The sequence below is a fragment of the Paracoccus laeviglucosivorans genome (assembly GCF_900182695.1).
Classification (GTDB): domain Bacteria; phylum Pseudomonadota; class Alphaproteobacteria; order Rhodobacterales; family Rhodobacteraceae; genus Paracoccus; species Paracoccus laeviglucosivorans.
Genome location: NZ_FXTK01000005.1, coordinates 278,700 through 303,434 on the forward strand (window position 1 = coordinate 278,700; position 24,735 = coordinate 303,434).

Here is a 24,735-nt window from a genome sequence, read left to right on the forward strand (position 1 = left end):
AGTCGTGCTCACGCGGATGAGAGGATGAACGATTCGCTGCAAAAGGCAAGCAATAATGCGCCACACAACGCGACCACTGGTCGCGCTATGCGGGATCTTCGGCAAATTGTTGCTGACCGAAAATCAGCGCAGATCAGGTGGTGTCGCTTCGGCAACCAGCGCTTGCATCGCCATTTCAAGCGTCAGGCTTTCGCTGCCCTGCTTGTCCAGACGCCGGACTGAAACGGTGCGTTCCTCGACCTCTTTCATGCCGACCGCCATGATGACAGGCACCTTGCCGACCGAATGTTCGCGGACCTTGTAGTTGATCTTTTCGTTGCGCGTATCAGCTTCGGCACGGATGCCCGCGGCGCGCAGGGTCTCGACGACCTCATGCACATAAGTATCTGCGCCAGACACGATGGATGCAACCACGACCTGACGCGGGGCCAGCCAAAGCGGCATCTTGCCTGCGTAGTTTTCGATCAGGATGCCGATAAAGCGTTCGAAACTGCCCAGCACGGCGCGGTGCAGCATGACGGGCATGTGCTTATGGCCGTCCTCGCCGATATATTCCGCGTCCAGCCGGTCGGGCAGGTTGAAGTCGCATTGGAACGTGCCGCATTGCCATTCGCGGCCGATCGCGTCGGTCAGCTTGAAATCCAGCTTGGGACCGTAAAAGGCGCCGTCGCCCTCATTGATCTCATAGGGCAGGCCCAGATGTTCGATGGCGCCTTTCAGCGCGGCCTCGGCCTTGTCCCAGATCTCATCGGAGCCTACGCGCACATCGGGGCGGGTGGACAGCTTGATGTCGAACTTGGCAAACCCAAGGTGGTCATAGACCGAGGACAGCAGGCTGATGAAGCCCGCGCATTCGGCCTGAATCTGATCCTCGGTGCAGAAGATATGCGCGTCGTCCTGCACGAAGCCGCGCACCCGCATCAGCCCATGCATCGAACCCGAGGATTCGTAGCGGTGGCACGATCCGAACTCGGCCAGCCGCAGGGGCAGGTCGCGATAGGATTTCAGGCCCTGATTATAGACCTGAACGTGGCAGGGGCAGTTCATGGGTTTCAGCGCGTTGATGCGCTTTTCCTTGGCGCCTTCCTCGTCCACCTCAACGATGAACATGTTTTCGCGGTAGGCTTCCCAATGGCCCGACTTTTCCCACAGGATGCGGTCCACGACCTGCGGCGTCTTGATTTCCTTATAGCCCGCGCGGATCAGGCGGCGGCGCATATAGGCCTCAAGCTCGCGATAGACGGTCCAGCCGTTCGGGTGCCAGAAGACCATGCCCGGCGCTTCTTCCTGGAAATGGAACAGCTCCATTTCGCGGCCCAGCTTGCGGTGGTCGCGCTTTGCGGCCTCCTCCAGCATGGTCATATGGGCTTTCAGGTCGTCGCGGTTGCGGAAGGCCACGCCATAGATGCGTTGCAGCATGGGGCGCGAGGCGTCGCCCAGCCAGTAAGCGCCCGCCACATGCGTCAGCTTGAAGGCGTCCGCCGGAACCTGCCCGGTGTTTTGCAGATGCGGGCCGCGGCAAAGGTCTTGCCAATCGCCGTGCCAATACATCCGCAGGTCTTCGCCTTCGGGGATGCGGTCGATCAGTTCGACTTTGAACGGCTCATTGCGGTCCTGATAATAGGCCACGGCGCGGGCGCGGTCCCAGACTTCGGTGCGGACGGGATCGCGGGCATTGATGATCTGCTTCATCCGCGCCTCGATCTGGCCAAGGTCTTCGGGGGTAAAGGGTTCCGCGCGGTCGAAATCGTAGAACCAACCCTGATCGCGGACCGGGCCGATGGTGACTTTCACGTCGGGCCAGATGTCCTGCACGGCGCGGGCCATGATATGCGCCAGATCGTGGCGGATCAGTTCCAGCGCCGGGTCTGCGTCCTTCATGGTGTTGATGGCGATGCGACCGCTGGCGTTGATGGGCCATGCAAGGTCGATATGTTGGCCGTCCAGATTTGCCGAAATCGCGTTCTTCGCAAGGCTTGGCGCGATCGAGGCCGCAACCTCGGCTGCCGTCACGCCTGCGGGATAGTCGCGCGAATTGCCATCGGGAAAGGTCAGAGAGATCTGGGACATGGAAAGTCCTCCTCGTCGGTTTGGCGCCCACGGAACGCCCGGTTGCGGGTTATGTCTGTGCCGGGGGTGTCGCGCGATTGCCGGGCGATGTCAATGCAGTTAGGGGTTGCGTATCACGACACCGCCGCAGCTTGGGAGCCATGACATGACCGAATTTCTGGAAGGCCCAAAGGGGCAACTGGCCTATGCGCAGACCAAGGGGCAGGGGCCGGGCGTGGTGTTTCTGGGCGGTTTTCGTTCCGATATGCAGGGCACCAAGGCCGTCTGGCTTGAGGCATGGGCGCAGGCGCAGAACCGCGCCTTTCTGCGCTTCGACTATTCCGGGCACGGCGAATCCGATGGCGCATTCGAGGATGGCTGCATCGGCGATTGGCTGGCCGATGCGCAGGCGGTTCTTAGCCTGACGGATGGGCCGCAGGTGCTGGTCGGGTCGTCTATGGGCGGCTGGATCAGCCTGCTGCTGGCGCGGACGATGCCCGAGCGTGTGGCGGGGCTGGTGACCATTGCCGCCGCGCCCGATTTTACCGAGCGCGGCTTTTGGCCCGAATTTACCGACGAACAGCGCGCCGCCCTGCTGCGCGACGGGCAGGTTCTGCGGCCCAGCGATTACGGTGATCCCTATGTGATCACGCGCAAGCTGATCGAAGATGGGCGCAATCATCAGGTGCTGGCCCAGCCGCTGACGCTGCCTTTCCCCGTGCGTTTCCTGCAGGGCACGGCAGATGCGGATGTGCCGGTCAGCTGGGCCACCGATCTGCTGGACCATGCCAGCGGGCCGGATATGCGGCTGACGCTGGTCAAGGGGGCGGATCACCGCTTTTCGACGCCGGAATGTCTGGACCTGATCGGCGCGGCGATTGCGGATGTGCTGGAATAAAGCAAAAGGCGCGGCCACCGGGGCCGCGCCTTCGTGGCTTTAAACGGCAATCTTGCCGTCTTCTTCGCGCGGGGTGCTGACGCCGCAATCAACGGGTTGCGGGCCACCGCGACGGCGTTTGGCAGGCGTCGCATCGCCAAGATGTTCGTCGATGAAGTCCAGAACCAGCGGACGGATGTTCAGCCGCCAGCTTTTGCCGGCAAAGATGCCGTAATGCCCTGCATTCGGTTCCAGATGCTGCGTCTTGCGGTTGGCGGGAATGCCGGTGCACAGATCCAGCGCCGCAACGCATTGGCCGGGGGCCGAGATGTCGTCATTCGCCCCCTCGACGGTCATCAGCGCCACGTCCTTGATCGCCGAAATATCCACAGGTTTGCCGTTCACGGTGAAGGCATTGCGCGAGATTTCGTTGTTCTTGAAAATCCGCTCGACCGTGGACAGGTAGAATTCGGCGGTCATGTCCATCACTGCCAGATATTCGTCGTAAAACTTGTTGTGCCGGTCGCCTTCCGACGCCTCGCCGCGGGCTTCGGCGAAGACCTGATCGATAAAGGCCTTGGCATGGGTGTCGGCATTCATCGCGATGAACGAGCTAAGCTGTGCCAGACCCGGATAGACCATCCGCCCCGCGCCGCGATATTTGAAGCCGACCTGCTGGATCATCAGGTAATCCAGCTCTCCCATCGTCATGCGATGACCGAAATCGGTCACGTCGGTCGCCTTGGCATCCGGGTCGATGGGGCCGCCTATAAGGATCAGCGAATTGGGTTGGGCCTTGGGTTCTTCGCGTGCAAGAATCGCGGTCGCGGCCAGCGCCAGCGGAGCGGGCTGGCAGATCGCGACGACATTGGTGCCCGCGCCCAGATGGCGGATGAAATCGACCAGATACTGGGTGTAATCCTCGACATCGAACTTGCCCGCGCTGACGGGTATATCCCGCGCATTGTGCCAGTCTGTCACATAGACTTCGCAATCAGGCAGCAGTGAGGTAACCGTGGATCGGAGGAGGGTCGCATAATGCCCGGACATGGGCGCCACCAGCAGCACCTTGCGCGACATCGGGTTGCGCCGGGCGACCCGGAAATGCACAAGGTCGCCAAAGTCGCGTTTCAGCACCGGCTCGACATAGACGATGTGGTCCTGACCGTCTTCGGACACGATGGCGGGAATGTCCCAGTCGGGCTTGACGATCATGCGCGCATTGCTGCGTTCGGCAACGCGACCCCATGCGGCCATCAGCTTGAACATCGGGTTGGGGATCAGCGCGAAGGCAGGATAGGATCCGAATGCCTTGGCCGTCGCGCCAAGCCATTCGTTCGTGCTGCGCATCGTTTCCATCGCATCATAGGACAAGATGCCTTTCAGGCCCTTGTAGCTCGTCATTTCAGAAACCTCGCTTTTATTAAGGTTTGCCTGGCAGGACTCCGCTTTACCTGCGTTTCCGGTCGGGCATAATGATTTTACGGATGGAGAGGATTGTCAATTATGGCCGGGAATGACGACAAGCCGAAGACGCCTGCGGATGCTGCCGGAACGGCGGATCGCAAGCGTCCGGTGCGCGCTGCTGTGGAAGTTCGCGCCAAGCCTGCGGAAAAGGCAGCAAAAACACCGGCCGAGCCTGTAACCACCCCGGAAGATGCGCCTGCTGCGGCAAAGCCCACCTCGAAAACCGTTGATGCCAAATCCGCAAAACCTGCGACATCCGCCCGCGCTGCCGCAGCCCGCGCGCGCACCGCGGCGCGTCAGGACACCCGCACCACCACCCGCCGCAAGCCCACGCCGCCGCGCGCCAAACCTGCGCCCGAGAGTGTCGCGCCCGAAACCCATGCACCCGAAAACCATGCGCCCGAATCCGTGACCGCGCCTGCGCAGGATGCCCCGCAGTCTGCGAACGCGGCACATAACCATTCCACCTCCGAATTCATGGAAGCCGCCTTTGGTCCGCAAAGCCGCCTGCCCGAGCAGTTGGCCCAGAACATCGAGCGGATCGAGTCGCTGACCCAGCGGCTGGTGGGCGCATTGTCGCAGCGCCGCCCCAAGAACCCCGGAGTCGAAGGGCCGGGCGCGGACCTGTTCACGGCCGCCGCCAGCGCATGGATGAAGCTGCTGGCCGAACAACCCGAACGCATCATGGAACAGCAGGTCAGCTATTGGGGCGAAACCCTGCGCCATTTCGCCGATGCGCAGGCCGCGATGGTGCGCGGCACGATGACGCCTCCCCCTGATGAGGGGCCGAAGGATAGCCGGTTCAAGAACCCGCTTTGGGAAACGCATCCGTTCTTCAACTTCATCAAGCGGCAATATCAGATCAATTCCGACGCCATGCGCAAGGCAGCCAGCGATCTGGACATTGCTGACATGACCGACCGCAAGCGCGTCGAATGGTTCACGCGCCAGATGATCGACATGATGGCACCCACGAATTTTCTGGCGACCAATCCTGATGCGCTTGAAAAGGCGCTGGCGACCGAAGGCGAAAGCCTTGTGCGCGGGCTTGAAAACCTTGTGCGCGATGTCGAACACCATGGCGGAGAGATGATCGTATCGCTGGCCGACCGCGACGCATTCCGCGTGGGCGAGTCGATCGGCACCTCAAAGGGCAGGGTGGTCGCGCGGACCAAGCTTTACGAGCTGATCCAGTATTCCCCCTCGACCGAGCAGGTGCACGAGATCCCGCTGGTGATTTTTCCGCCATGGATCAACAAGTTCTATATCCTTGACCTGAAGCCGCAGAACAGCCTGATTCAGTGGATTGTCGATCAGGGCTATACGCTGTTTGTCGTGGCATGGAAAAACCCCGATCCCAGCTATGGCGAAACGGGGATGGAGGATTACGTTTCCTGCTATCTTGATGTCCTGGACCGCGTGCTGGACCTGACCGATCAGCCCAAGCTGAATGTCGTGGGCTATTGCATCGCAGGCACGACCCTGGCCCTGACGCTTTCGCTGCTGAAACAGCGCGGCGATGAGCGGGTGAATTCGGCCACGTTCTTTACCACGCTTACCGACTTTTCCGATCAGGGCGAATTCACGTCCTTCCTGCAGGAAGATTTCGTCTCGGGCATCGAACAGGAAGCCACGCGCACGGGCGTGCTAAGCGCGCAGCTGATGACCCGCACCTTTAGCTTTTTGCGCGCGAATGACCTGATCTGGGGGCCGGCGATCCGCAGCTATATGATGGGTGAGGCGCCGCCCGCGTTCGATCTGCTGTTCTGGAACGGCGACGGGACCAATCTGCCGGGTCGCATGGCGATGCAATATCTGCGTGGGCTGTGCCAGCAGAATGCATTTGTCAAAGACGGCTTTTCGTTGCTGGATCAAGACCTGCACGTATCGGACGTGACCGTGCCGCTTTGCGCCATCGCCTGCGAAACCGATCACATAGCGCCAGCGCATGACAGTTGGCGTGGAGTGTCGCTGATGGGATCGCGCGACAAGACCTTTATCCTGTCGGAATCGGGCCATATCGCCGGGATCATCAACCCGCCCAGCAAAAAGAAATATGGCCACTATACCTCGACCGCCGGGTTTGCAGATGGTTACGCCCATTGGCGCGACAATGCCCTGAAGCATGAGGGAAGCTGGTGGCCAAGCTGGGGCGAATGGCTGGCGACTCGCTCGGGCGGGAAAATCGCTGCGCGCGAACCTGAACAGGGCTTCGGTCCGGCCCCCGGCGACTATGTGCATGAACGGTCTTAAAAAAGATTATGCTGCAGCGCAGCGAAAATTGTTGAAATGCTGCAGTGCAGCATTTATATGGGGACAGCAACCAGATCATCCCGGCGCCGCGTTCTTCCCGCGCCTATTACAGGAGACGGAAAATGGCCAAGACCCCTGACTTCACCAAGACCATGCAAGAAATGATGGCGAAATTCCCGGTGGACACCTCGTCCTTCCAGGACGCGTTCAAGTCGCAGACCGCATTGGGCGAAAAGATGGCGAAAGTCGCCCTTGCCGCCGCCGAGCGTTCGACCGAGATTTCGTCCGCCTGGGCCAAGGACACCATCGCCCGCATGGGTGAGCTGACCTCGACCAAGGAAGAGCCCGCCGAATACGCAAAAGCCATGAGCGATTTCGCCACCGCCGCTGCCGAAATGGCTGCCGAGCATATGGCCGCTTTCGCCGAGGTCGCGAAGAAAGTTCAGATGGACACCGTCGATCTGATGCTGACCGCTGGCAAGGACATTGCAGCCGACGCACAGGCCGCCGCTGAAAAAGCGACCCGCGACACGCAGGCTGCCGTGAAAAAGGCGACTGCTGCCGCGACCGCGCCGACCGCCAAAATCTGATCCATCGGATCACCTATTTCGACTAAGGGGCGGTTCATCCGCCCCTTTTTCATGCTGCAGCGCAGCGTGACCTGTCACGGCGTTGCGGCGATTTTCTTTGCAATTCGCTGACCATTTTTCCATCATGCTGCAGACGCATTGCTGGAGGAGTCATGGCAGAGGCCGATAGCCAATCCCCGCTTTTGATCAAGCGATATGCAAGCCGCCGTCTCTATAATACCGAGACGAGCGATTATGTGACGCTTGAGGATATTGCGGGCTTCATTCGTGCAGGGCGTCAGGTCCAGATCGTGGATCTGAAATCCGGCGACGACCTGACCCGTCAGTATCTTCTGCAAATCATTGCCGAGCATGAGGGCAGGGGGGAAAACGTCCTGCCGATCGAGGTGCTGACCGATCTCGTGCGCAGCTATACCACGCAGGCGCAATCCGTCGTTCCCCAATTCCTGGCCGCCAGCTTTGAAATGCTGCGCGAAGGCCAGTCCAAGATGATGGAGAACATGACGACCTTCCCGAACCCCATGGCCTCGATGCCGGGTTTCGAGGCATTGCAGCGTCAACAGCAGATGTTCCTCAAGGCGCTTTCGGCGGGCTGGTCCGGCGCTTCGACCCAGCCTGATCAGGACGATGCCGAGACGCCGCGCGCCGCTGGCCGCAAGTCGCCGGGGCAGCCCGAAGACATGGATGAGATCCGTCGGCAGCTTGCCGAACTTCAGAAGCGCGTTTCGAAACTCTGACCGCTTGCGCTGCCCCGTCTATCACGTTAGACGGGCTGCCACGGACGGTTGGCCGAGTGGTCGAAGGCGCACGCCTGGAAAGTGTGTAGGCGGGGAACCGTCTCGAGGGTTCGAATCCCTCACCGTCCGCCACTTGCACATTGCAAATCCGAAAACAGGTCCCTCGCGGGGCCTTTTTCTTTATGTGCCAAAGGGGTTTGCAGGGACCATCCGCCCTTCGGAGACTGCCCTGCCGCGCGAGATCGGTCTCCAAACGCCCACCGTCTCTTTCCACCCGCCCCTCGCTCCCGGCGAGACGGATCGATCGCAACACCGAAAAGATCGGAAGGGCCGCTTTCGACATGTTCCAGGCCCTGCTGACACATCGGCCGAGGATCGAGAGTGTTCAGATCGACACCACATGGACCCCGCGGGTCTTTCCGTCTTGGCCCTTTGGATGCGCGGCGCCTGGGCGCCGCGCAAATTGTCAGCCCTGAACGAAGGCCAGCAGATCTGCGTTCAGCTGGTCGGCATTCACCGTCAGCATCCCGTGGCTCAGGCCGGGGTAGGTCTTCAGCGTGCCGTTCTCCAGCAGCTTGATTGCCTTCAGCGCCGCATCCGCGATCGGCACGATCTGGTCATCCTCGCCATGCAGCACCAGCGTCGGCACGGTGATCGCCTTCAGATCCTCGGTCTGGTCGGTTTCCGAGAAGGCCTTGATCCCCTGATAATGGGCAAGTGCCGAGCCCATCATCCCCTGCCGCCACCAGTTCTGGATCACGCCCTCCTCAACCTCTACGCCCTCGCGGTTGAAGCCGTAGAACGGGCCGGCCGGAACTTCGCGGAAAAATTGCGCCCGGTTCGCGGCCAGCGCCGAGCGGAAGCCGTCAAAGACCTCCATCGGCAGACCTTCGGGGTTTTCTTCCGTCTTCAGCATCAGCGGCGGCACCGCCGAGACAAGAACAGCTTTTGCCACGCGGCCGGAAGCCTGACCATGCCGCGCCACATAGCGCGCCACCTCGCCGCCGCCGGTCGAATGGCCGATATGAACGACATTGCGCAGATCCATTGCCTCGACCACCGCGGCCGCGTCGGCGGCGTAATGGTCCATGTCATGCCCTTCGGCAACTTGGGCAGAGCGACCGTGGCCGCGCCGATCATGGGCGATCACCCGATAACCTTTGGAGACGAAGAACAGCAGCTGCGCGTCCCAGTCGTCCGAACTCAGTGGCCAGCCGTGATGGAACATGATCGGCTGAGCGTCTTTCGGGCCCCAGTCCTTGTAGAAAATCTCGACGCCGTCTTTGGTGGTGACATAACCCATCTGAATATCTCCGATATATGCGCTGCTCGTGGCGGGGCTGGGAAGGGGGAAGGCCGCAAGGGCCGCCGTCGCAAGAAGGATCTCGCGGCGGGTGGGGGTCAGGGAAAACACAGGCAATCAGGCCGGGATCGGCGCCAGCGTCTCGCCGGTGTGGACGCTGCGCGAGGGCGCCTTGTGGACCATGGTATAGGCGTAATCGACGCCCATGCCGTAGGCGCCCGAATGCTCGCGCACGATGCTCATCACGTCGTTGTAGGTGTCGCGCTTGGCCCAGTCGCGCTGCCATTCCAGCATGACCTGCTGCCAGGTGACCGGGATCACCCCCGCCTGCACCATGCGCATCATCGCCATGTCATGGGCTTCCTTGCTGGTGCCGCCCGAGGCATCGGACACCATGTAGATCTCGTAATCCGTGTCGGCCATCGCCGAGAGCGCGAAGGAGTTATTGCAGACCTCGGTCCAGAGGCCCGACACCACGATTTTCTTGCGGCCATCGGCGGCGGCTTTCGCCAGCGCATCGCGCACCTTCTGGTCATCCCAAGAGTTCATCGAGGTCCGTTCCAGCAGCGCCGCGTCGGGGAACACATCAAGCAGCTCTGGATAGGTCTGGCCCGAGAAGCTTTCGGTTTCCACGGTGGTGATTGTGGTCGGAATACCAAACACTTTCGCGGCTTTCGCCAGCCCAACGGTGTTGTTCTTCAGCACCTGACGGTCGATCGACTGCACGCCGAAGGCCATCTGCGGCTGGTGGTCGATAAAGATGATCTGGCTGTTCGAGGGGGTCAGAAGATCAAGCTTGCCGGTCATTGTCAGGGTCCTTTCGGGGGGCTGTCGGCGGGGTTCGCCGTATCTGCTTGGTGTCTGGATGTTGTCTGTGAACCAACAATTGCCGATCTGGCATCCGAAAATAATTGGAATAATATAAAGTTCACAATTCCATATTTAACAATTAAAGGCGCGCGGCCAGCGCAGCGCGGGAAGCCGCGTCTGGCGCGGTGATCCGAGGGCCACAGAAGAAACCTGCCGCAAAGGACGCGGAAAATATTGAAGTATTGTATCGGCTTGCATACTTTTCCTGCCTGCTGCCCAGTTGGGACAAACGTGCAAGAAACGACCCCCACGCGCGGGTAATAAGCGGGACAGCCCGGATCGGGCCTCTGCCGCCCGCGCCGGAACCGCCGGGGGTCAGGCAGCCCTGTCAGCCAGCCCTCTCTCCCCGGAGTCCCGTTCATGAAACTCTATCTCGTCTCGCTCGGCGCGGGTCTTCTGGTCGGCGTCATCTACAGCCTCCTGCAGGTCCGCTCGCCCGCGCCGCCGGTCGTGGCGCTGATCGGCCTGCTCGGGATACTCATTGGCGAACAGGCGCTGCCGCTTTATCGCTGGTTGACCTCGGACGGCAGCGCCGCCCATTCTGCCGCCCATGTCTTCGGACATATGCCGAGCGCCCATGCCGCCCCCAACGACGCCGACAAGAAGAAGTCCTGATGCATCCCGACCTGATTCTGCACAACGCCACCATCACCACCCTTGACCGCTCCGCCCCTTCGGCGCAGGCCGTAGCGATCCGGGACGGCAAGTTCATTGCCGTGGGCGCGGATCCAGATATCCTGGCACTGGCCGGTCCCGACACTCGCCTTGTGGGTCTTGGCAAGCGCAGCCTTTTACCGGGTCTGATCGACAACCACACCCATGTCGTCCGCGGCGGCCTGAACTACAACATGGAGCTGCGCTGGGACGGGGTCCGCTCACTCGCCGATGCGATGAACATGCTCAAGCGGCAGGTGGAGATCACCCCGCCACCGCAATGGGTCCGCATCGTCGGCGGCTTCACCGAACATCAGTTCACTGAGAAGCGCCTGCCGACGCTGGACGAGATCAATGCTGTAGCCCCCGATACCCCGATCTTCATCCTGCATCTCTACGACCGCGCACTGCTGAATGGCGCCGCGCTGCGCGCCGTGGGTTATGACAGGAACACCCCCAATCCTCCGGGCGGAGAGATCCAGCGCGATGCCAAAGGCAATCCGACCGGACTGCTGCTGGCCAGGCCCAACGCCAGCATCCTTTACGCGACGCTGGCGCGGGGGCCGAAGCTGCCCTTTGACTATCAGCTGAACTCTACCCGCCATTTCATGCGCGATCTGAACCGTCTGGGCGTCACCGGCGTGATCGATGCCGGCGGCGGCATGCAGAACTACCCGGAAGATTACGAGATCATCCAGAAGCTGGCAGATGAGCAGATGCTGACGATCCGGCTGGCCTATAATCTGTTCACCCAGAAGCCGAAGGAGGAGAAAGAAGACTTTCTGCGCTGGACGAAGTCAGTCACCTACCGTCAGGGCGACGACTATTTCCGCCACAATGGTGCGGGCGAGATGCTGGTCTTCTCCGCCGCCGATTTCGAGGATTTCCGCGAGCCGCGCCCGGATCTGGCCCCCGGAATGGAGGAGGATCTGGAAGAGGTCGTCCGCATTCTGGCCGAGAACCGCTGGCCTTGGCGGATGCATGCGACCTATGACGAGACGATCGACCGCGCGCTCGACGTGTTCGAGAAGGTGAACCGCGACATCCCGCTGGAAGGGATCAACTGGTTCTTCGACCATGCCGAGACGATTTCCGACCGCTCCATCGACCGGATCGCCGCGCTTGGCGGCGGCGTCGCAGTGCAGCACCGCATGGCCTATCAGGGCGAATATTTCGTAGAACGCTATGGCGCCAAGGCCGCCGAGGCCACGCCCCCCGTCGCGCGAATGCTGGAAAAGGGCGTGAAGACCTCGGCCGGGACCGATGCGACGCGGGTCGCCTCGTACAACCCTTGGGTCGGGCTGGCCTGGCTGGTCAGCGGCAAGACCGTCGGCGGTCTGCGGATGACGCCCGAGCGCAATCGTCTGGACCGCGAGACCGCGCTTAGGATGTGGACCGAAAAGGTCGCCTGGTTCTCGAACGACGAAGGCCGCCGCGGCCGGATCGCGCCCGGCTACCTCGCCGATCTGATCATGCCCGACCGCGACTATTTCGCCTGCCCCGAGGCGGATATTCCGGGCATCACCGCAGATCTGACCATGGTCGGCGGACGGGTGGTCTTCGCCAAAGGCGACTATGCCGATCTGGACGAGACCGACCTGCCTCCTGCGATGCCCGACTGGTCGCCGGTGCGCCAGTTCGGTGGCTACGCAGCCTGGGGGGCGGATCAGATCACCCAGACCGTCGCGCAAAGCTGCGGCTGTGCGTCCTCTTGCGGCGTGCATGGGCATGACCATGCCGGCGCCTGGGGCGCAAACCTGCCGGTGGCTGATCTGAAGGGCTTCTGGGGCGCGCTGGGTTGCGCCTGTTGGGCGGTCTGATGGGCTTCGTCTCGATCGCGGAAACGCAGAAGGCGCTGCTCCGCGCGCGCGATTCCCTTGGCTGCTCGCTCGGCAGCCTGCGTCACAACGATAGCGCCCGCGCAGGGGATCTGACGATCCTGCGCAAGGGCGCGCCTGGCCGGATCCGGATGAATGTCGCGACCCCGGCGCAGGACCGGGGGATGATCCTCGGGATGTCGCTGCTGGCGGGGCACCGGCGCAGAATCCGTGAAGGGGCAAAGCGCTCAGAGCGGATCTTCGACCGCAACAGCGTCTATATCCGCGAGTTCGACGTGGACTATGCCGCTGAGGCCGAAGGCGTCTTCGATTTCCTGCTGATCGAGCTTCCCGCAGATTCCGCCCTGCGGCTGAAGCCGACCGCCGATTCCGTCGATCACGGGCTGGGCGCACTGGTGCAGGGGATGCTCGGCTGGCTGTCCGCGCCGCACTTGCATGCGCCGCTCATGGGTCAGGAGTTCGGCGCGCGGCTGATGGAGCATCTGGCGGCGGCCCATGCCTTGCTGCGCCCGCCGCGGCCTCGGGCGCGGCTGTCGCCGGTGCAACTGGCGCGGGCCAAGGCGATGCTGATGTCGGATGATGTCGAAAGGCTGCACCTGGATGATGTCGCCGCAGCGCTCGACATGCCGCGCAACACCTTCTTCCGCAGTTTCCGGGAAACGGCAGGGATGTCGCCCTATCAATGGTTGCTGGGTCAGCGGCTCGACCATGCACGCCTGCTGCTGCGCCAGAGCAAGATGTCGTTGGTGGATGTGGCTTTGGCCTGCGGCTTCGCGGACCAGAGCCATTTCACCCGGATGTTCCAGCGCGCGCATGGCGCAAGCCCCGGACGCTGGCGCCGGGGTTTGGCTTGAGCAAAGCGCGTGATCAGAGCGCGTCAGGCAGCGGGATGAATTCGCTGTTGTCGCCGGGCGGCAGGCGAAAGCGGCCATGCTTCCAATCGCCTGCCCGCCACGCCACCTTGGCCGCGTCGATCCGTTCCTGCGACGAGGCGACGAAGTTCCACGAGATGTAGCGCGGCCCGTTCAGGGTCTCTCCGCCCAGCAGCATCAGCCGCGCCCCTTCGGACCCGGCGGTCACGCTGATCCGGTCGCCGGGGCGGAAGACCATCATCCGGCCCGCCTCGAACGTCTCACCCGCGACGACGATGGACCCTGACGTCACATAGACCCCGCGATCCTCATGGTTGTCGGGCAGCGGGATCTTGGCCCCCGCCGCCAGAACGACATCGGCATAGAAGGTTTCGGTGAAGGTCTTGACCGGCGCGGTCTTGCCCCAGGCAGAGCCAAGGATCAGCCGCACCTGCTTGCCGCCCTCGTTCAGGAACGGAAGATCCTCTTTCCCGTAGTGCTCGAAAGTCGCGTTGGTATCCTCGGCGCTTTCCGGCAGCGCGACCCAGGTCTGGATGCCGAACAGCGCTCCGGGCTTCCTGCGCATCTCGTCCGAGGTGCGTTCGGAATGGGTGACGCCATTTCCGGCGATCATCCAGTTCACCTCGCCCGGATAGACCATCTGATCGGCGCCGGTGCTGTCGCGGTGGTGGAATTCGCCCTTGTAAAGATAGGTGACGGTGGCCAGCCCGATATGCGGGTGCGGGCGCACGTCGATGCCGCCACCGGTCAGGAATTCGGCCGGCCCCATCTGGTCGAAGAAGATGAACGGCCCGACCATCTGCCGCTTCGGCGCGGGCAGCGCGCGGCGGACCTCGAACCCGCCCAGATCGCGGGCGCGGGGAATGATCAGCGTCTCAATCGTATCAAGGCTCTCGGGACATTCGGGATGTTGGGTGGGGTTCCAACTCATGGGTCAGCCCTTTCTGTGTGCGATGGTGTGATGGATCAGAGGTTTGGTGGTGAGCAGAGCACGGATATCGTCTTGTAGCGCCTTTTCGGCCACCGTGACCCGATCATGATGGCGCAGGTGCGACAGCCAGGAAGTCTCATGCCAGCTCTCATAATGCCGCGTCGGATCGGTCGCGTCTTGGCGGAGCACCCAGCCATAGGCGCCGTGGGCACGACGGGAGCGGCGTTGCTCCTGCATCAGGGCGTAAAAGCGCGCGTGGTGCTCAGCGGGGACGTCGTAGGCGATCCAGATCGTGGTGGCCGCGTCATGGGTCGGATCAGCTTCGGGCGTGGGCCAGTGATGGGCGGGCTGGTGATCCTCGCCCGCTCTGCCGAGCTTTGCCCAAAGGGTCAGCGGCACCGCGATCACAAGGCCGATGGCGGCGATCAGCAACGCGGTCGGGATCGAAGCCGCTGCCGCCACCGTGCCCCAGCCAAGCGAGCCGAGCGACATCGAACCCGAGAAGACGGTGAGGAAGATGGCAAGGCCGCGGGCACGCACCCAGTCGGGTAGCGCCGATTGCGCGGCGACGTTGAGGCTGGAGAGGACCGCGATCCACGAGGCCCCGGCGATCAGCCCGCCGATCAGCGCGGTGGCGACGGTCGGGATCAGGGCGATCAAGGCCAGCACCAGCGCCGTGCCCGCGGTGCCGAGCATGACAGTGCGATCGGGGCCGAGCTTGGCGCGGATTCCGGGCAGCAGCAGCGCCCCCGCCACCGCACCGACGCCGACCGAGGCAAGCAGCGTACCGTAAAGACCGGCGCCGCCTCCGAGGACCTGACGCGCCACCAAAGGCAGCATCGCCCAGAAGGCCGATGCGAAAAGGAAGAACGCAGCGGCGCGGACCAGAACCAGACGCAAGGGCCGGGTCACGGCGGCATAACGAACGCCTGCGATCATCGCTCCCAGGACATGCTCTGCCGGCAGTTTGCTCTCCGCGTCCCGAGCGGGTTTCCACCAGATCAGCGCGGCGATGACGACGAGGGTGGAGATCGCGTTCAGCACGAAGGGCCAGGTCAGACCGAAGGCTGCGATCAGCACTCCCGCCAGCGCCGGACCGATGGCCCGCGAAATATTGATCCCCATCGAGTTCAGCGCGACCGCGGCGGTCAGATCGCTGCGCGGCACCAGCTTTGGGACGATCGCCTGCCAGGCGGGGGCGATAAAGGCCGCGCCCGAGCCGAGCAGAAAGGTGAAGATCAGCAGCAGCACCGGGGTCATCGCCCCCGACTGCACGATCCCGGCCATCACGAAGGCCACGAGCGACAGGCCGATGTTGACGATCAGCAGCAGTTTGCGGCGGTCGATGATGTCGGCCACGGCGCCAGCGAGCACCGCGAACAGGAACACCGGCAGCGTCGTCGCAGCCTGCACCATCGCCACGATCTGCGGCGAGGGTGCAAGCGAGGTCATCAGCCAGCCTGCGCCGACATCGTTCATCCAGGTGCCGATATTCGACACCACGGTCGCCACCCAAAGCACGGTGAAGGCGGTCTGGCGGAACGGGCTCCACGCCCCGCCTGCGGTCTTGGTCGTCATGGTCATTCTCCGTCGTGGACGTCAGCGCAGGGCATGTCGAGGATCAGGATCATCGGATCAGTCCTCGAAGGCGGTTTTCAGGGTGGTGATCTCCTCGGGGCGGATCTCATGGCCGCCCGCGTGGATCGTCTTCTGCACGTGCGCGCCCTGCGCGGCGTAGTAGTGTGCCAGCGTTTCCGTTCCCGACAGCGGCGCGATCGGGTCACGGGTGCCGCCGGTGATCAGGACACGGACCCCGGCCAGCCCCGGCTGCGGCGCCGGATCCCAGGGGATCAGCGGATGCAGCAGTGCCACCCGGTCGAACAGATCGGGCGCGGTCAGCGTCATCGCGGCCAAGATGTTGGCGCCGTTCGAATAGCCGAAGGCATAGGCCGGAACGCCGGGGGTCAGATGGCTGCGGACAAAGGCGATCATCTTGTCACGCCGGAGGGCCAGATCGGCCATGTCGTAGACGCCCTCGCCGGTGCGGCGGAAATAGCGGTTCGCGCCGTGCTCGCTGACTTGCCCGCGCGGGGCGACAAGCCCGGCACCGGGCCAGAGCTGGGGGACGAGACCCGCGAACTGATGTTCATCGCCGCCGGTGCCATGGAAGGCGAAGATCAGCGGCGATCCTTTGGTGACGATGGCAGGTATCGGGGTGAAAGCGGAAGCGGTCATGGTGACGTCTCCTAAGACTGTTGCGCTTAGGATGCGCCGGGATTTAGTTGTTATGAATACATATAATGTTGCATTCAGTATTGCGTTAATAGTAATTATACGTGGCAGTTAGATCATCCGGCGCGTTTGACGTCTTGAATAAAAATCTCGGAACGGAAGACAATCATGGGTGAAATCGAAGATCTGCGCGTGTTTCTGGCGGTCGCGCACGAGGCAAGCTTTGTCGGCGCGTCGCGTAGTCTTGGCCTGCCGCCGCCATCGGTCACCCGCGCCGTCGCTGGGCTGGAAGATCGGCTGGGGGTCCAGCTGTTCATCCGCACGACCCGCAAGGTGTCGCTGACACCGGCGGGCGCGGCCTTTGCGGCGCGGATCGAGCCGCTGGTCACGGATCTGCACCGCGCCACGGACGAGCTGCGCGAGCGTCAGGGCGATACCGCAGGGCTGATCCGGCTGAACGCGCCGCTGCTGTTCGGGGCCGACCCGCTGCCCGAGATCATCGCCCAGTTCCGTATTCTCTATCCGCATGTGCAGTTTTCCGTGATCCTGAGCGACGCCTTTGTCGAGAGCGTCGATGACACGTTCGACATGGCGATCCGGATCTCGCGAGCCTCGCGCGAGGTGCTGAGCATCTGGCGCAAAATCTGTAGGGTGGACCGCGTGCTGGCCGCCGCACCCAGCTATCTTGCGGCACAGGGCACGCCCGCGACCCCGCACGATCTGGAAGCGCATACCTGCATCGCGCACGATCCGCTGGCCCGGTCCGAGGTCTGGGAACTGGCGCGCGGTGATCAGGTCGAACGGGTTCGGGCCGGGGCGGCGCTGGCCGCCAATAATGCCGCCCTGATGCGGGGTTTGGCGCGGGCCGGACAGGGCATCGTGCTGCTGCCGCGTTTCATGATCCAGGAGGATCTGGCATCGGGCCGGCTGGTCCGAATTCTGCCCGACTGGGAACCGCCGGAACTGTGGCTGACGCTTTATTACCCGCCGCTTGATCGGATCCCGGCGCGGTTGCAGCTATTTTCGGACTTCGTGGAACGGCATGTGAAAGGCCCCGGTGCCTTCCAGACCGGAGGGGGCTGACCCGCCGCAGGCAGATGGGACAAAGCCGCAGGACGCGACCCGATGCCTGCCTCCACCTTGGTCAGCGCATCGTGTTTCCTTTCGCGAGGCCAGCCATGTCAGATCACCCATCAACACATCAGCCGTTTCCGCCGCAGCGGCGGCACAGATCACAAGACAGCCGACCTCGGCCCCGCTTCGCGCGATCCTGTTGCTGCTCTCCGTCTCGACGAGGATCATCGACACGGTCAGCCTGCTGGGCATGGGCAATGTCTTCACCGCCTGCGCTTCACCACAGCGGAACGACGCCGCGCGCCCGTTGCAGATGCTTCTCCTCGCGCTGCTCGCCATCGCCATGGGCCTGCGCAGCGCGACGGTGCGACGGCCAGATCAGCGGGGCCGGGTTCAATGTCGTGACGGTGAAGCCTCCGCTGCCAGATCGTCCCTTCATGAAGCTTCCGAATCTGCCAAACTTCATTCTGACCCCGCACGTCGCCTGGGCGAGCCTTGAAGCCTTCCAGCGCGGTGAAGCCCGCATCACCATCGCGGCCTGATCGAAGAGCTTTACCTGTGACCCGGCCACCGAAACTTCCGGTTTGTCCGAAACCGATGACGCTAAGGCCATACACTATGCGCGCGGCCATATCGTCGTGGAAAAAGCGACCGCGCTGAGCCATAGATTGGTCCGCCTGCGGGATTGCGGGAAACGAATAGATGCCGTGCACGGATACGCGGCCAAGGCTGTCGCGGATGGCTTAGCGAAACGGAGATCACGGATGCGCCTCCTTCCCTCTGGCCTGATGGCGCGGTTCATCATTCTGGCGGGCGTCGTTCTTTGTGCCGGAATGATCGGCATCGGGTTTTGGGTCGGCGCGCAGGTCGAGCGGATCGTGACCGACAATGCCGGGGCGACCACGGCGCTTTATGTCGATTCGATGGTGTCGCCAGCCGTTCAGACGATGGGTGCAAGTGGTCACCTGGCAAACGCCGATGCAGAACAGCTTGCGGCCACTCTGGGGCAGGGGGCGCTTAGCCGCCAAGTCTCGGCCTTCAAGCTGTGGAGCCCGCAAGGCCGCATCGTCTATAGCGACCGTCCCGAACGCATCGGGCATTTTGCGCCGGACAATCCCCGCCTTGCCGTGGCGCTGTCGGGCGAGGTCAATGCCGAATTGCGCAATGTGCTTGAACCGGGCCTGATGGGCAGTCAGCAGTTGATGGAGGTCTACAGCCCGGTCCGGTCCAACCGGACGGGCGAAGTGATCGCGGTCGCCGAGTTCTACACGACGACAGAAGCCCTTCGCGCGGATCTTCTGGACAGTCGCATCAAAAGCTGGGTCGCGGTCGGCTGCATAACCGTTGCAATGTTTCTTGCGCTATATGCGATGTTTGCGCAGGGGCATCGCACGATCGCACAGCAGCGCGCGGCGCTGAATGTGCAGATCGCGGAATTGTCGCGTCTGCTGCGCCAGAACGACGCGCTCAGCGTGCGGGTGGCGCAGGCAAACGCCCGCATCGCTGAGCAGAGCGAGAATACGCTGCGCAGGCTCTCGGCCGACATCCATGACGGGCCGGCGCAACTGATGGCTTTTGCCGCGATGCGACTGGATGGTGCAGCGGGGCAGGAGCAGGCCGCAGGCGCGGTGAATGAGGCGCTTGAGGATTTGCGTCTGATCTGCCGCGGCATGATGCTGCCCGAACTGGAAAGGTGGTCCGTCGAAGATATTGCCAATCGGCTTGTCGGCACACATGAAAGCAGGATGAACACACAGGTGTGCCTGACGATTGCGCGCGACCTGCCGGAACTGTCGGTGGCCAAGAAAAACTGTCTTTATCGATTTCTGCAGGAAACGCTGAACAACAGCGCGCGTCACGCAGCGGGCGCGGGGCAAAGCGTCGTGATCCGCGAAACGACCGGCAATGTCGAAGTCGAGGTCAGCGACACTGGACCGGGTTTCGATCCCGCGACCGAAATGTCGGGTCTGGGCCTTGCCGGATTGCGCGATCGTGTCGTGGGACTTGATGGCCGCTTCAACTTGCATACTCAGGAAGGGCACGGCACTTGCGTGACAATGCTGCTGCCGGTGAAGGACGCATGATGCGCATAGTTGTGATCGACGATCATCCGATCTTCCGACGGGGCCTGACGCTGTCGCTTGAAGAGGCCGAGGATCTGACCGTCTGCGGCGAGGGTGCATCCGCCGCCGAGGCCTTGACGCTGGCCCGCGATCTTCGACCCGATGTGCTTTTGCTTGACCTTTCCATGCCGGGTGGCGGGCTGACCGTGCTGCCGTCTCTTTGCCGCGAAAACCCCGGAATGCGGGTCGCGATCCTGACCGCATCCGAAGACAGCGAAAATCTGATGGCTGCGCTTGCGGCGGGTGCGTCGGGCTATATCGTCAAGGGCATCGGGACACGCAGTCTGATCGAGGCGGTCCGCGCCATCGCAGGGGGCGAAGGCTACGTGGCGCCCACCCTTGCCGCGCGCGTGCTTGGGGAAAAGCGCCGCGAAGTCCCCGAGCGTGGGCTGAACCTTCTGACCGGGCGCGAGGACGAGATCCTGCGTCTTGTGGCCGAGGGGCATTCCAACAAAGAAATCGCCCGCCTTGCCGGTCTTCAGGAAAAGACCGTCAAGCATCACATGACGCGCATCCTGCAAAAGCTGAACGCCCGAAACCGGACCGAGGCCGCGTTGATTCTGCGCGGGCAGGATCGGACCTAAGTCCTATGCCCCGGCGCAATGGTCGGGGGCCGATTTCCCTGACCGGAACTGTCGACTAATCCCGGCACATCGGTTCACTTGACCGGGGATGCCTCCCCGAAGCCATGCCGCCCGGCAAAGCCGCAAGACGTCCGGTTTTCTGCAATCAAACGGGATGCACATCATGAAAACCACGGTTCTTTCCGGCATCGCCCTGCTGGGTATGACAACCATTGCCGCCGCCGACACGCTGACCATCTATTCCGGGCGCGGTGAGGCGTTGATCGGGCCGCTGATCCAGCAATTCGAAGCCGAGACCGGCATCGATGCCGAGGTCCGCTATGGCTCCACCTCTGAAATGGCGACGCTTCTGATGGAGGAGGGCGACGCCAGCCCGGCGGACTTGTTCTGGGCGCAGGATGCGGGCGCGCTGGGGGCGCTGTCGGAACGCTTTGCCGATTTGCCTGCCGCCACGAACGAAACCGTGCTGGAGGTGTTCCGCAACCCTGCGAACAAGTGGGTCGCGACTTCGGGGCGCACGCGGGTGCTGGTCCATTCGACCGAACGCGCGGCCGAGGATCTGCCGCAATCCATTTCCGATCTCTCGGACGAGAAGTATCGTGGTCGCGTCGCATGGGCACCGACCAACGGCTCGTTCCAGGCATTCGTGACCGCGTTCCGGCTGACGCAGGGCGACGACGCGGCGAAGGCGTGGCTTGACGCGATGGTGGCCAACGACACCAAGGTCTACAAGAACAACGGCACCCAGATCGAGGGCATCGCCAATGGCGAAGTCGATTACGGGCTGGTGAACAACTACTACCTTGGCCGTTATACCGCCAAAGACGCGGAGTTCCCGGTTGCTCAGACGCATTTCGCCGCGGGTGACATCGGAAACCTTGTGCTGGTGGCGGGCGCAGGCATCGTCGAAGCCAGCGATAACAAGGACGAGGCGCAGGCGTTTATCGATTTCCTGCTGTCGCCCGCCGCGCAACAGTTCATCACGCTTCAGGGCAACGAATACCCCGTCCGCACGGGTATCATTCCCGCAGCCACGTTGGAATCGCTGAACACCGTGTCCGAGATCAGCCCGAAGGTCGATACCAACACGCTGGGCGATCTGGAAGGCACGCTGACGCTTCTGCGCGACGCGGGTCTGCTTTGATCTTGGCGCGGGCACCCATCATATTGGTGCTGCCCGCGCTGCTGGTCTGCGCTGGCACCTGCCTGCCAGCGCTTTGGCTGGTCTTGCGCGCATTGGATGCTGATCCGGTTGAATTGCTGGACATCGTGTTCCGTGCGCGCAATGCCCTGCTGCTGGCGAACACATTTAAACTGGTGGCGCTGACGCTGGCGATCGGAACGGCAATCGCGTTTCCGCTGGCGTGGCTGCTGACCCGAAGCGATTTGCGTGCCAGGCGGCTGCTGTCCTATCTGGTTGTTCTGCCGCTGGCTGTGCCGGGCTATGTCATGGCCTATGCGCTGATCGGGCTATCGGGATATTATGGGTTCCTGCGGCACTGGTTCGGCGTGTCGACCCCGCCGCTTTACGGACTTTGGGGCGCGGCGCTGGCGCTGTCCTTTTATACCTTCCCCTATATCTTCCTGAACTTGCGCGCGGCATTCCTTGGAATGGACCCGGCGCTGGAAGAGACCGCGCGCAGCCTTGGCAAATCACGCTGGGCCGTGTTCCGGCACGTCACGCTGCCACAGATATGGCCCGCGCTGGTGTCGGGCTGGGTGATCGTGGGCCTGTATGTCATCGGCGATTTCGGTGCCGTCGCCCTGATGCGCTACGAGGTTTTCAGCTACGCCATCTTCACGCAATACAGCGGCGCCTTTGACCGGACCTATGCTGCGTGGCTGTCGCTGATGCTGCTGGCGCTGACCTTGGCCGCGCTGCGGTTGCAGCGGATGGCCACGCGGCGGCGGGGGTTTGCACGAACGGGAACCGGAGCGGCGCGGCAGTTACGTCCGGTGCGGCTGGGCGCTTGGGTCTGGCTGGCGGGTGCGGGCATTGCGCTGGTCGTTCTTTGCACGCTGGGCTTGCCCCTGACAGTGCTGGTGCATTGGATGCGGTTCGGTCTGGCGGCGCTGGACGTGGCGGCCTTGGCCAAAGCCGCGCTTGGCACGGCGATCGTCGCGGCGCCGGTGGCTGCGCTGGCGGCGGGGCTGGCATTGCCGGTCGTATTGCTGAGCCTGCGCCACGATACCCGTCTGGCCCGCATGTCCGAGCGGCTGGCCTATCTCGGCTATGCGACGCCTCCGCTTACCTTTGCCCTGGCGATGGTGTTCTTTTCGCTGCAGGCCGTGCCGGTCCTGTATCAAAGCCTTGCCCTGCTGATCTTTGCTTATGCAATGAGCTTTCTGGCGCTGGCGTTCGGCCCGATCCGCCTTGCGCTGTTGCAGATCGGCACCCGGCAAGAGGAAGCCGCACGTTCGCTTGGCGCTTCACCGGCGCGGGCGTTCGGGCGGATCGTGCTGCCGCGTCTGCGCAGACCTGTTGCGGCGGGTGGCATCCTTGTCTTCATCATGGTCGTCAAGGAACTGCCGATGGCGTGGATCCTGTCGCCAACCGGGTTTCGCACCATGTCGATGAACGTCTTTGCCCGCACCGTCGAAGGGATGATGGCCGAGGCCGCGCCCTATGCGCTGGCGATCATCCTGTTCTCCAGCCTATTTATCGGGCTGATCCTGAAATACGAAGGCGAGGGGCGATCATGACGCTTCTATCCGTGCGCGGCCTTGGCAAGCGGTTCGGCAGCCATCATGCCGCACAAGACGTATCTTTCGATCTGGCGGCGGGGGAAATCCTTGCGTTGATCGGCCCCTCGGGTTGCGGCAAGACCACGACGCTGCGCATGATCGCCGGGTTCGAGACTCCCGACGCGGGGCAGGTGCTGTTGAACGGCCGCGCCATCACCGACCTTGCGCCGGAACGGCGGGGGATCGGGATGGTGTTTCAGGACTTCGCCCTGTTCCCGCATATGACCGTGCTGGATAATGTGCGCTTTGGCACAAGGGACGGACAGCTTGCCACGGCTCGGGATATGCTCGGGCTTGTCGGACTGGACGGCCTTGGCGGGCGTTTTCCCGACCAGATGTCGGGCGGCCAACAGCAGCGGGCCGCGTTGGCGCGCAGTTTCGCCGCCGGACCAAGCCTGATCCTGCTGGATGAACCGTTTTCGAACCTCGACCCGATCCTGCGATCCGCAACGCGGCGTGAAATCCGGCGGCTGCTGAAATCCACCGGCCTTGGGATCGTCATGGTCACGCATGATCAGGAGGAGGCACTTAGCTTTGCCGACCGCATTGCGGTCATGAGCGGCGGGCGCATCCTGCAATGCGCCGCAGCGCGAGAAATCTATAATCTGCCGCATGACCGCTTTGTCGCAGGCTTTCTGGGTCGCACGAACCTGATCGACGGGGTCGCGGACGGGGCATTCTGTGCAACGGCGCTGGGGCGACTTGCGCTTGCCCGGCCCGCGACCGGACATGTCACGCTTTCGCTGCGTCCTGAAAGCATTCAGTTGCGCCCCTCGGATGCCGCTGATGCGGGACGCATCACGGCGGTCGAGTTCAAAGGCCATGATGTCACCTATTGGGCCGATTGGCGTGGGATCGAGCTTCAGGTCGATGCGCTGGCCGGCCCCCATTTGAACGAAGGGGCGGGCGTCATTCCGCATGTGATTGGCCGCGCGGTTCCGCTTGCCCGAACGGATACGACCCCATCTGACGCATAGATATGCTGCGCCGAACCGAAAGATCGGCTGGCGTTCGATCATGGCGATGATCGGAAAATTCCTGTCTTTGACCGTTCTGGCCAATCCGTCGCCCAGGGAAACGTGGGGCCCCAGATTACTCACTACCAACGCTCGCGACTGACGGACCAACCCCTCATGCGCAATTCTGGTTCCGTTAATTAGTCATTTTCTGAGCGTTACACCAAACTGCCTGCTTAATCCGGCTTTTGGTTCAGGGACTTGCCGCGATTCTTTTTCTACTTTTTCTGCGTTTTCCCGGCGCGTTTGGTTTTGTTGGTCGGTTGTTGGGCTGGCGGCGGGCTGGTTAGGTTCCGGCTTTGGTCGTTGTCTGTCATGCTGGCGTCATGGGGGTGTTGGTTTTTTTCTGATTAATAACAGGCACTTGCCATTTAATGTTGTTTTTCTGCAATTTTGGGGTTGCGGGTTTTGGGCGTGATCCGTAAATACCCCTTCACCGAACGGCGGAGACGCTGAACGGGACGGGACGGGTCGCTTGTTGGTGGTTCTGACCGTGGAAATTCTGGAGATTTGATGGCTT

General features: G+C 62.7%; 21 protein-coding genes and 1 tRNA gene. 14 read left to right on the top strand and 8 right to left on the bottom strand.

The features are described from left to right. Positions 1–123: 123 nt before the first annotated feature. A complete protein-coding gene (gene thrS, locus FN835_RS08750) occupies positions 124–2,070 on the bottom strand; it encodes a threonine--tRNA ligase (RefSeq protein WP_142662824.1) in 1,947 nt (648 codons plus the stop codon). Between the two features lie 145 nt (positions 2,071–2,215). On the opposite strand from thrS, the gene FN835_RS08755 reads away from it, so the two are divergent. Continuing rightward, positions 2,216–2,947 (top strand): alpha/beta fold hydrolase, encoded by a 732-nt coding sequence (locus FN835_RS08755; RefSeq protein ID WP_142662825.1) that lies wholly within the window; start codon positions 2,216–2,218, stop codon positions 2,945–2,947. 39 nt (positions 2,948–2,986) lie between these two features. Here the strand turns inward: FN835_RS08755 and phaZ are convergent, their stop codons facing one another. After that, entirely contained in the window at positions 2,987–4,330 is a 1,344-nt protein-coding gene (gene phaZ / locus FN835_RS08760) for a polyhydroxyalkanoate depolymerase (protein WP_142662826.1), read from the bottom strand. Positions 4,331–4,432: 102 nt separating this feature from the next. On the opposite strand from phaZ, the gene phaC reads away from it, so the two are divergent. The 4 genes from phaC to FN835_RS08780 all read left to right on the top strand — a co-directional run bounded on the left by phaC (position 4,433) and on the right by FN835_RS08780 (position 8,105). After that, complete coding sequence (phaC, locus tag FN835_RS08765; RefSeq protein WP_142662827.1) at positions 4,433–6,646, top strand: class I poly(R)-hydroxyalkanoic acid synthase; 2,214 nt, start codon at positions 4,433–4,435, stop codon at positions 6,644–6,646. Between the two features lie 122 nt (positions 6,647–6,768). Beyond that, on the top strand, positions 6,769–7,236 hold the full coding sequence (locus FN835_RS08770) for a phasin family protein (RefSeq protein ID WP_142662828.1): 468 nt from the start codon (positions 6,769–6,771) through the stop codon (positions 7,234–7,236). A gap of 152 nt (positions 7,237–7,388) precedes the next feature. Continuing rightward, positions 7,389–7,973, top strand: a complete 585-nt coding sequence (gene phaR / locus FN835_RS08775) for a polyhydroxyalkanoate synthesis repressor PhaR (RefSeq protein WP_142662829.1) — start codon at positions 7,389–7,391, stop codon at positions 7,971–7,973. A 42-nt stretch (positions 7,974–8,015) separates the two neighbouring features. Beyond that, a tRNA-Ser gene (locus FN835_RS08780) sits at positions 8,016–8,105 on the top strand. A gap of 334 nt (positions 8,106–8,439) precedes the next feature. Here the strand turns inward: FN835_RS08780 and FN835_RS08785 are convergent. Continuing rightward, positions 8,440–9,276 (bottom strand): alpha/beta fold hydrolase, encoded by an 837-nt coding sequence (locus FN835_RS08785; RefSeq protein ID WP_221930403.1) that lies wholly within the window; start codon positions 9,274–9,276, stop codon positions 8,440–8,442. 117 nt (positions 9,277–9,393) lie between these two features. After that, a complete protein-coding gene (locus FN835_RS08790) occupies positions 9,394–10,083 on the bottom strand; it encodes a hydrolase (RefSeq protein ID WP_142662831.1) in 690 nt (229 codons plus the stop codon). A gap of 423 nt (positions 10,084–10,506) precedes the next feature. Between FN835_RS08790 and FN835_RS08795 the strand changes: the two genes are divergently transcribed. Genes FN835_RS08795 through FN835_RS08805 form a run of 3 tightly spaced genes read left to right on the top strand, consistent with a single transcriptional unit; the run spans position 10,507 to position 13,492 of the window. Further along, a complete protein-coding gene (locus tag FN835_RS08795) occupies positions 10,507–10,761 on the top strand; it encodes a DUF1427 family protein (protein WP_142662832.1) in 255 nt (84 codons plus the stop codon). Further along, positions 10,761–12,620 carry an amidohydrolase gene (locus tag FN835_RS08800; protein ID WP_142662833.1) on the top strand — a complete coding sequence of 620 codons (1,860 nt, stop codon included), beginning with the start codon at positions 10,761–10,763 and terminating at the stop codon, positions 12,618–12,620. The genes FN835_RS08795 and FN835_RS08800 overlap by 1 nt, the downstream gene beginning before the upstream one ends. Beyond that, positions 12,620–13,492: a helix-turn-helix transcriptional regulator gene (locus tag FN835_RS08805; RefSeq protein WP_142662834.1), complete on the top strand. Its 873-nt coding sequence runs from the start codon at positions 12,620–12,622 to the stop codon at positions 13,490–13,492. The genes FN835_RS08800 and FN835_RS08805 overlap by 1 nt, the downstream gene beginning before the upstream one ends. Positions 13,493–13,505: 13 nt before the next feature. Here the strand turns inward: FN835_RS08805 and FN835_RS08810 are convergent, their stop codons facing one another. From FN835_RS08810 to FN835_RS08820, 3 genes are read right to left on the bottom strand one after another with little or no spacing between them, the layout of a single operon-like run. After that, positions 13,506–14,441: a pirin family protein gene (locus tag FN835_RS08810; RefSeq protein WP_142662835.1), complete on the bottom strand. Its 936-nt coding sequence runs from the start codon at positions 14,439–14,441 to the stop codon at positions 13,506–13,508. Positions 14,442–14,444: 3 nt separating this feature from the next. Further along, entirely contained in the window at positions 14,445–16,019 is a 1,575-nt protein-coding gene (locus FN835_RS08815; RefSeq protein ID WP_185958622.1) for an MFS transporter, read from the bottom strand. A 57-nt stretch (positions 16,020–16,076) separates the two neighbouring features. Further along, complete coding sequence (locus FN835_RS08820) at positions 16,077–16,676, bottom strand: alpha/beta hydrolase (protein WP_142662837.1); 600 nt, start codon at positions 16,674–16,676, stop codon at positions 16,077–16,079. A 165-nt stretch (positions 16,677–16,841) separates the two neighbouring features. Between FN835_RS08820 and FN835_RS08825 the strand changes: the two genes are divergently transcribed. After that, on the top strand, positions 16,842–17,756 hold the full coding sequence (locus tag FN835_RS08825) for a LysR family transcriptional regulator (protein WP_142662838.1): 915 nt from the start codon (positions 16,842–16,844) through the stop codon (positions 17,754–17,756). 268 nt (positions 17,757–18,024) lie between these two features. Here FN835_RS08825 and FN835_RS21195 read toward each other — a convergent pair whose 3' ends face one another. Then, the gene (locus FN835_RS21195) at positions 18,025–18,186 is read right to left on the bottom strand and encodes a hypothetical protein (protein ID WP_185958623.1); all 162 of its coding nucleotides are present in this window, start codon (positions 18,184–18,186) and stop codon (positions 18,025–18,027) included. A gap of 325 nt (positions 18,187–18,511) precedes the next feature. Between FN835_RS21195 and FN835_RS08835 the strand changes: the two genes are divergently transcribed. The 5 genes from FN835_RS08835 to FN835_RS08855 all read left to right on the top strand — a co-directional run bounded on the left by FN835_RS08835 (position 18,512) and on the right by FN835_RS08855 (position 24,176). Continuing rightward, positions 18,512–19,831, top strand: coding sequence for a sensor histidine kinase (locus FN835_RS08835; protein ID WP_142662839.1), 1,320 nt, complete (start codon positions 18,512–18,514; stop codon positions 19,829–19,831). Continuing rightward, entirely contained in the window at positions 19,828–20,454 is a 627-nt protein-coding gene (locus tag FN835_RS08840; protein WP_142662840.1) for a response regulator, read from the top strand. The genes FN835_RS08835 and FN835_RS08840 overlap by 4 nt, the downstream gene beginning before the upstream one ends. A gap of 163 nt (positions 20,455–20,617) precedes the next feature. Beyond that, the gene (locus tag FN835_RS08845) at positions 20,618–21,598 is read left to right on the top strand and encodes an iron ABC transporter substrate-binding protein (protein WP_142662841.1); all 981 of its coding nucleotides are present in this window, start codon (positions 20,618–20,620) and stop codon (positions 21,596–21,598) included. A 2-nt stretch (positions 21,599–21,600) separates the two neighbouring features. After that, complete coding sequence (locus tag FN835_RS08850) at positions 21,601–23,157, top strand: ABC transporter permease (protein WP_246098685.1); 1,557 nt, start codon at positions 21,601–21,603, stop codon at positions 23,155–23,157. Continuing rightward, complete coding sequence (locus FN835_RS08855; protein WP_142662843.1) at positions 23,154–24,176, top strand: ABC transporter ATP-binding protein; 1,023 nt, start codon at positions 23,154–23,156, stop codon at positions 24,174–24,176. Before FN835_RS08850 ends, FN835_RS08855 begins: the two co-directional genes overlap by 4 nt. Positions 24,177–24,735 lie beyond the last annotated feature (559 nt).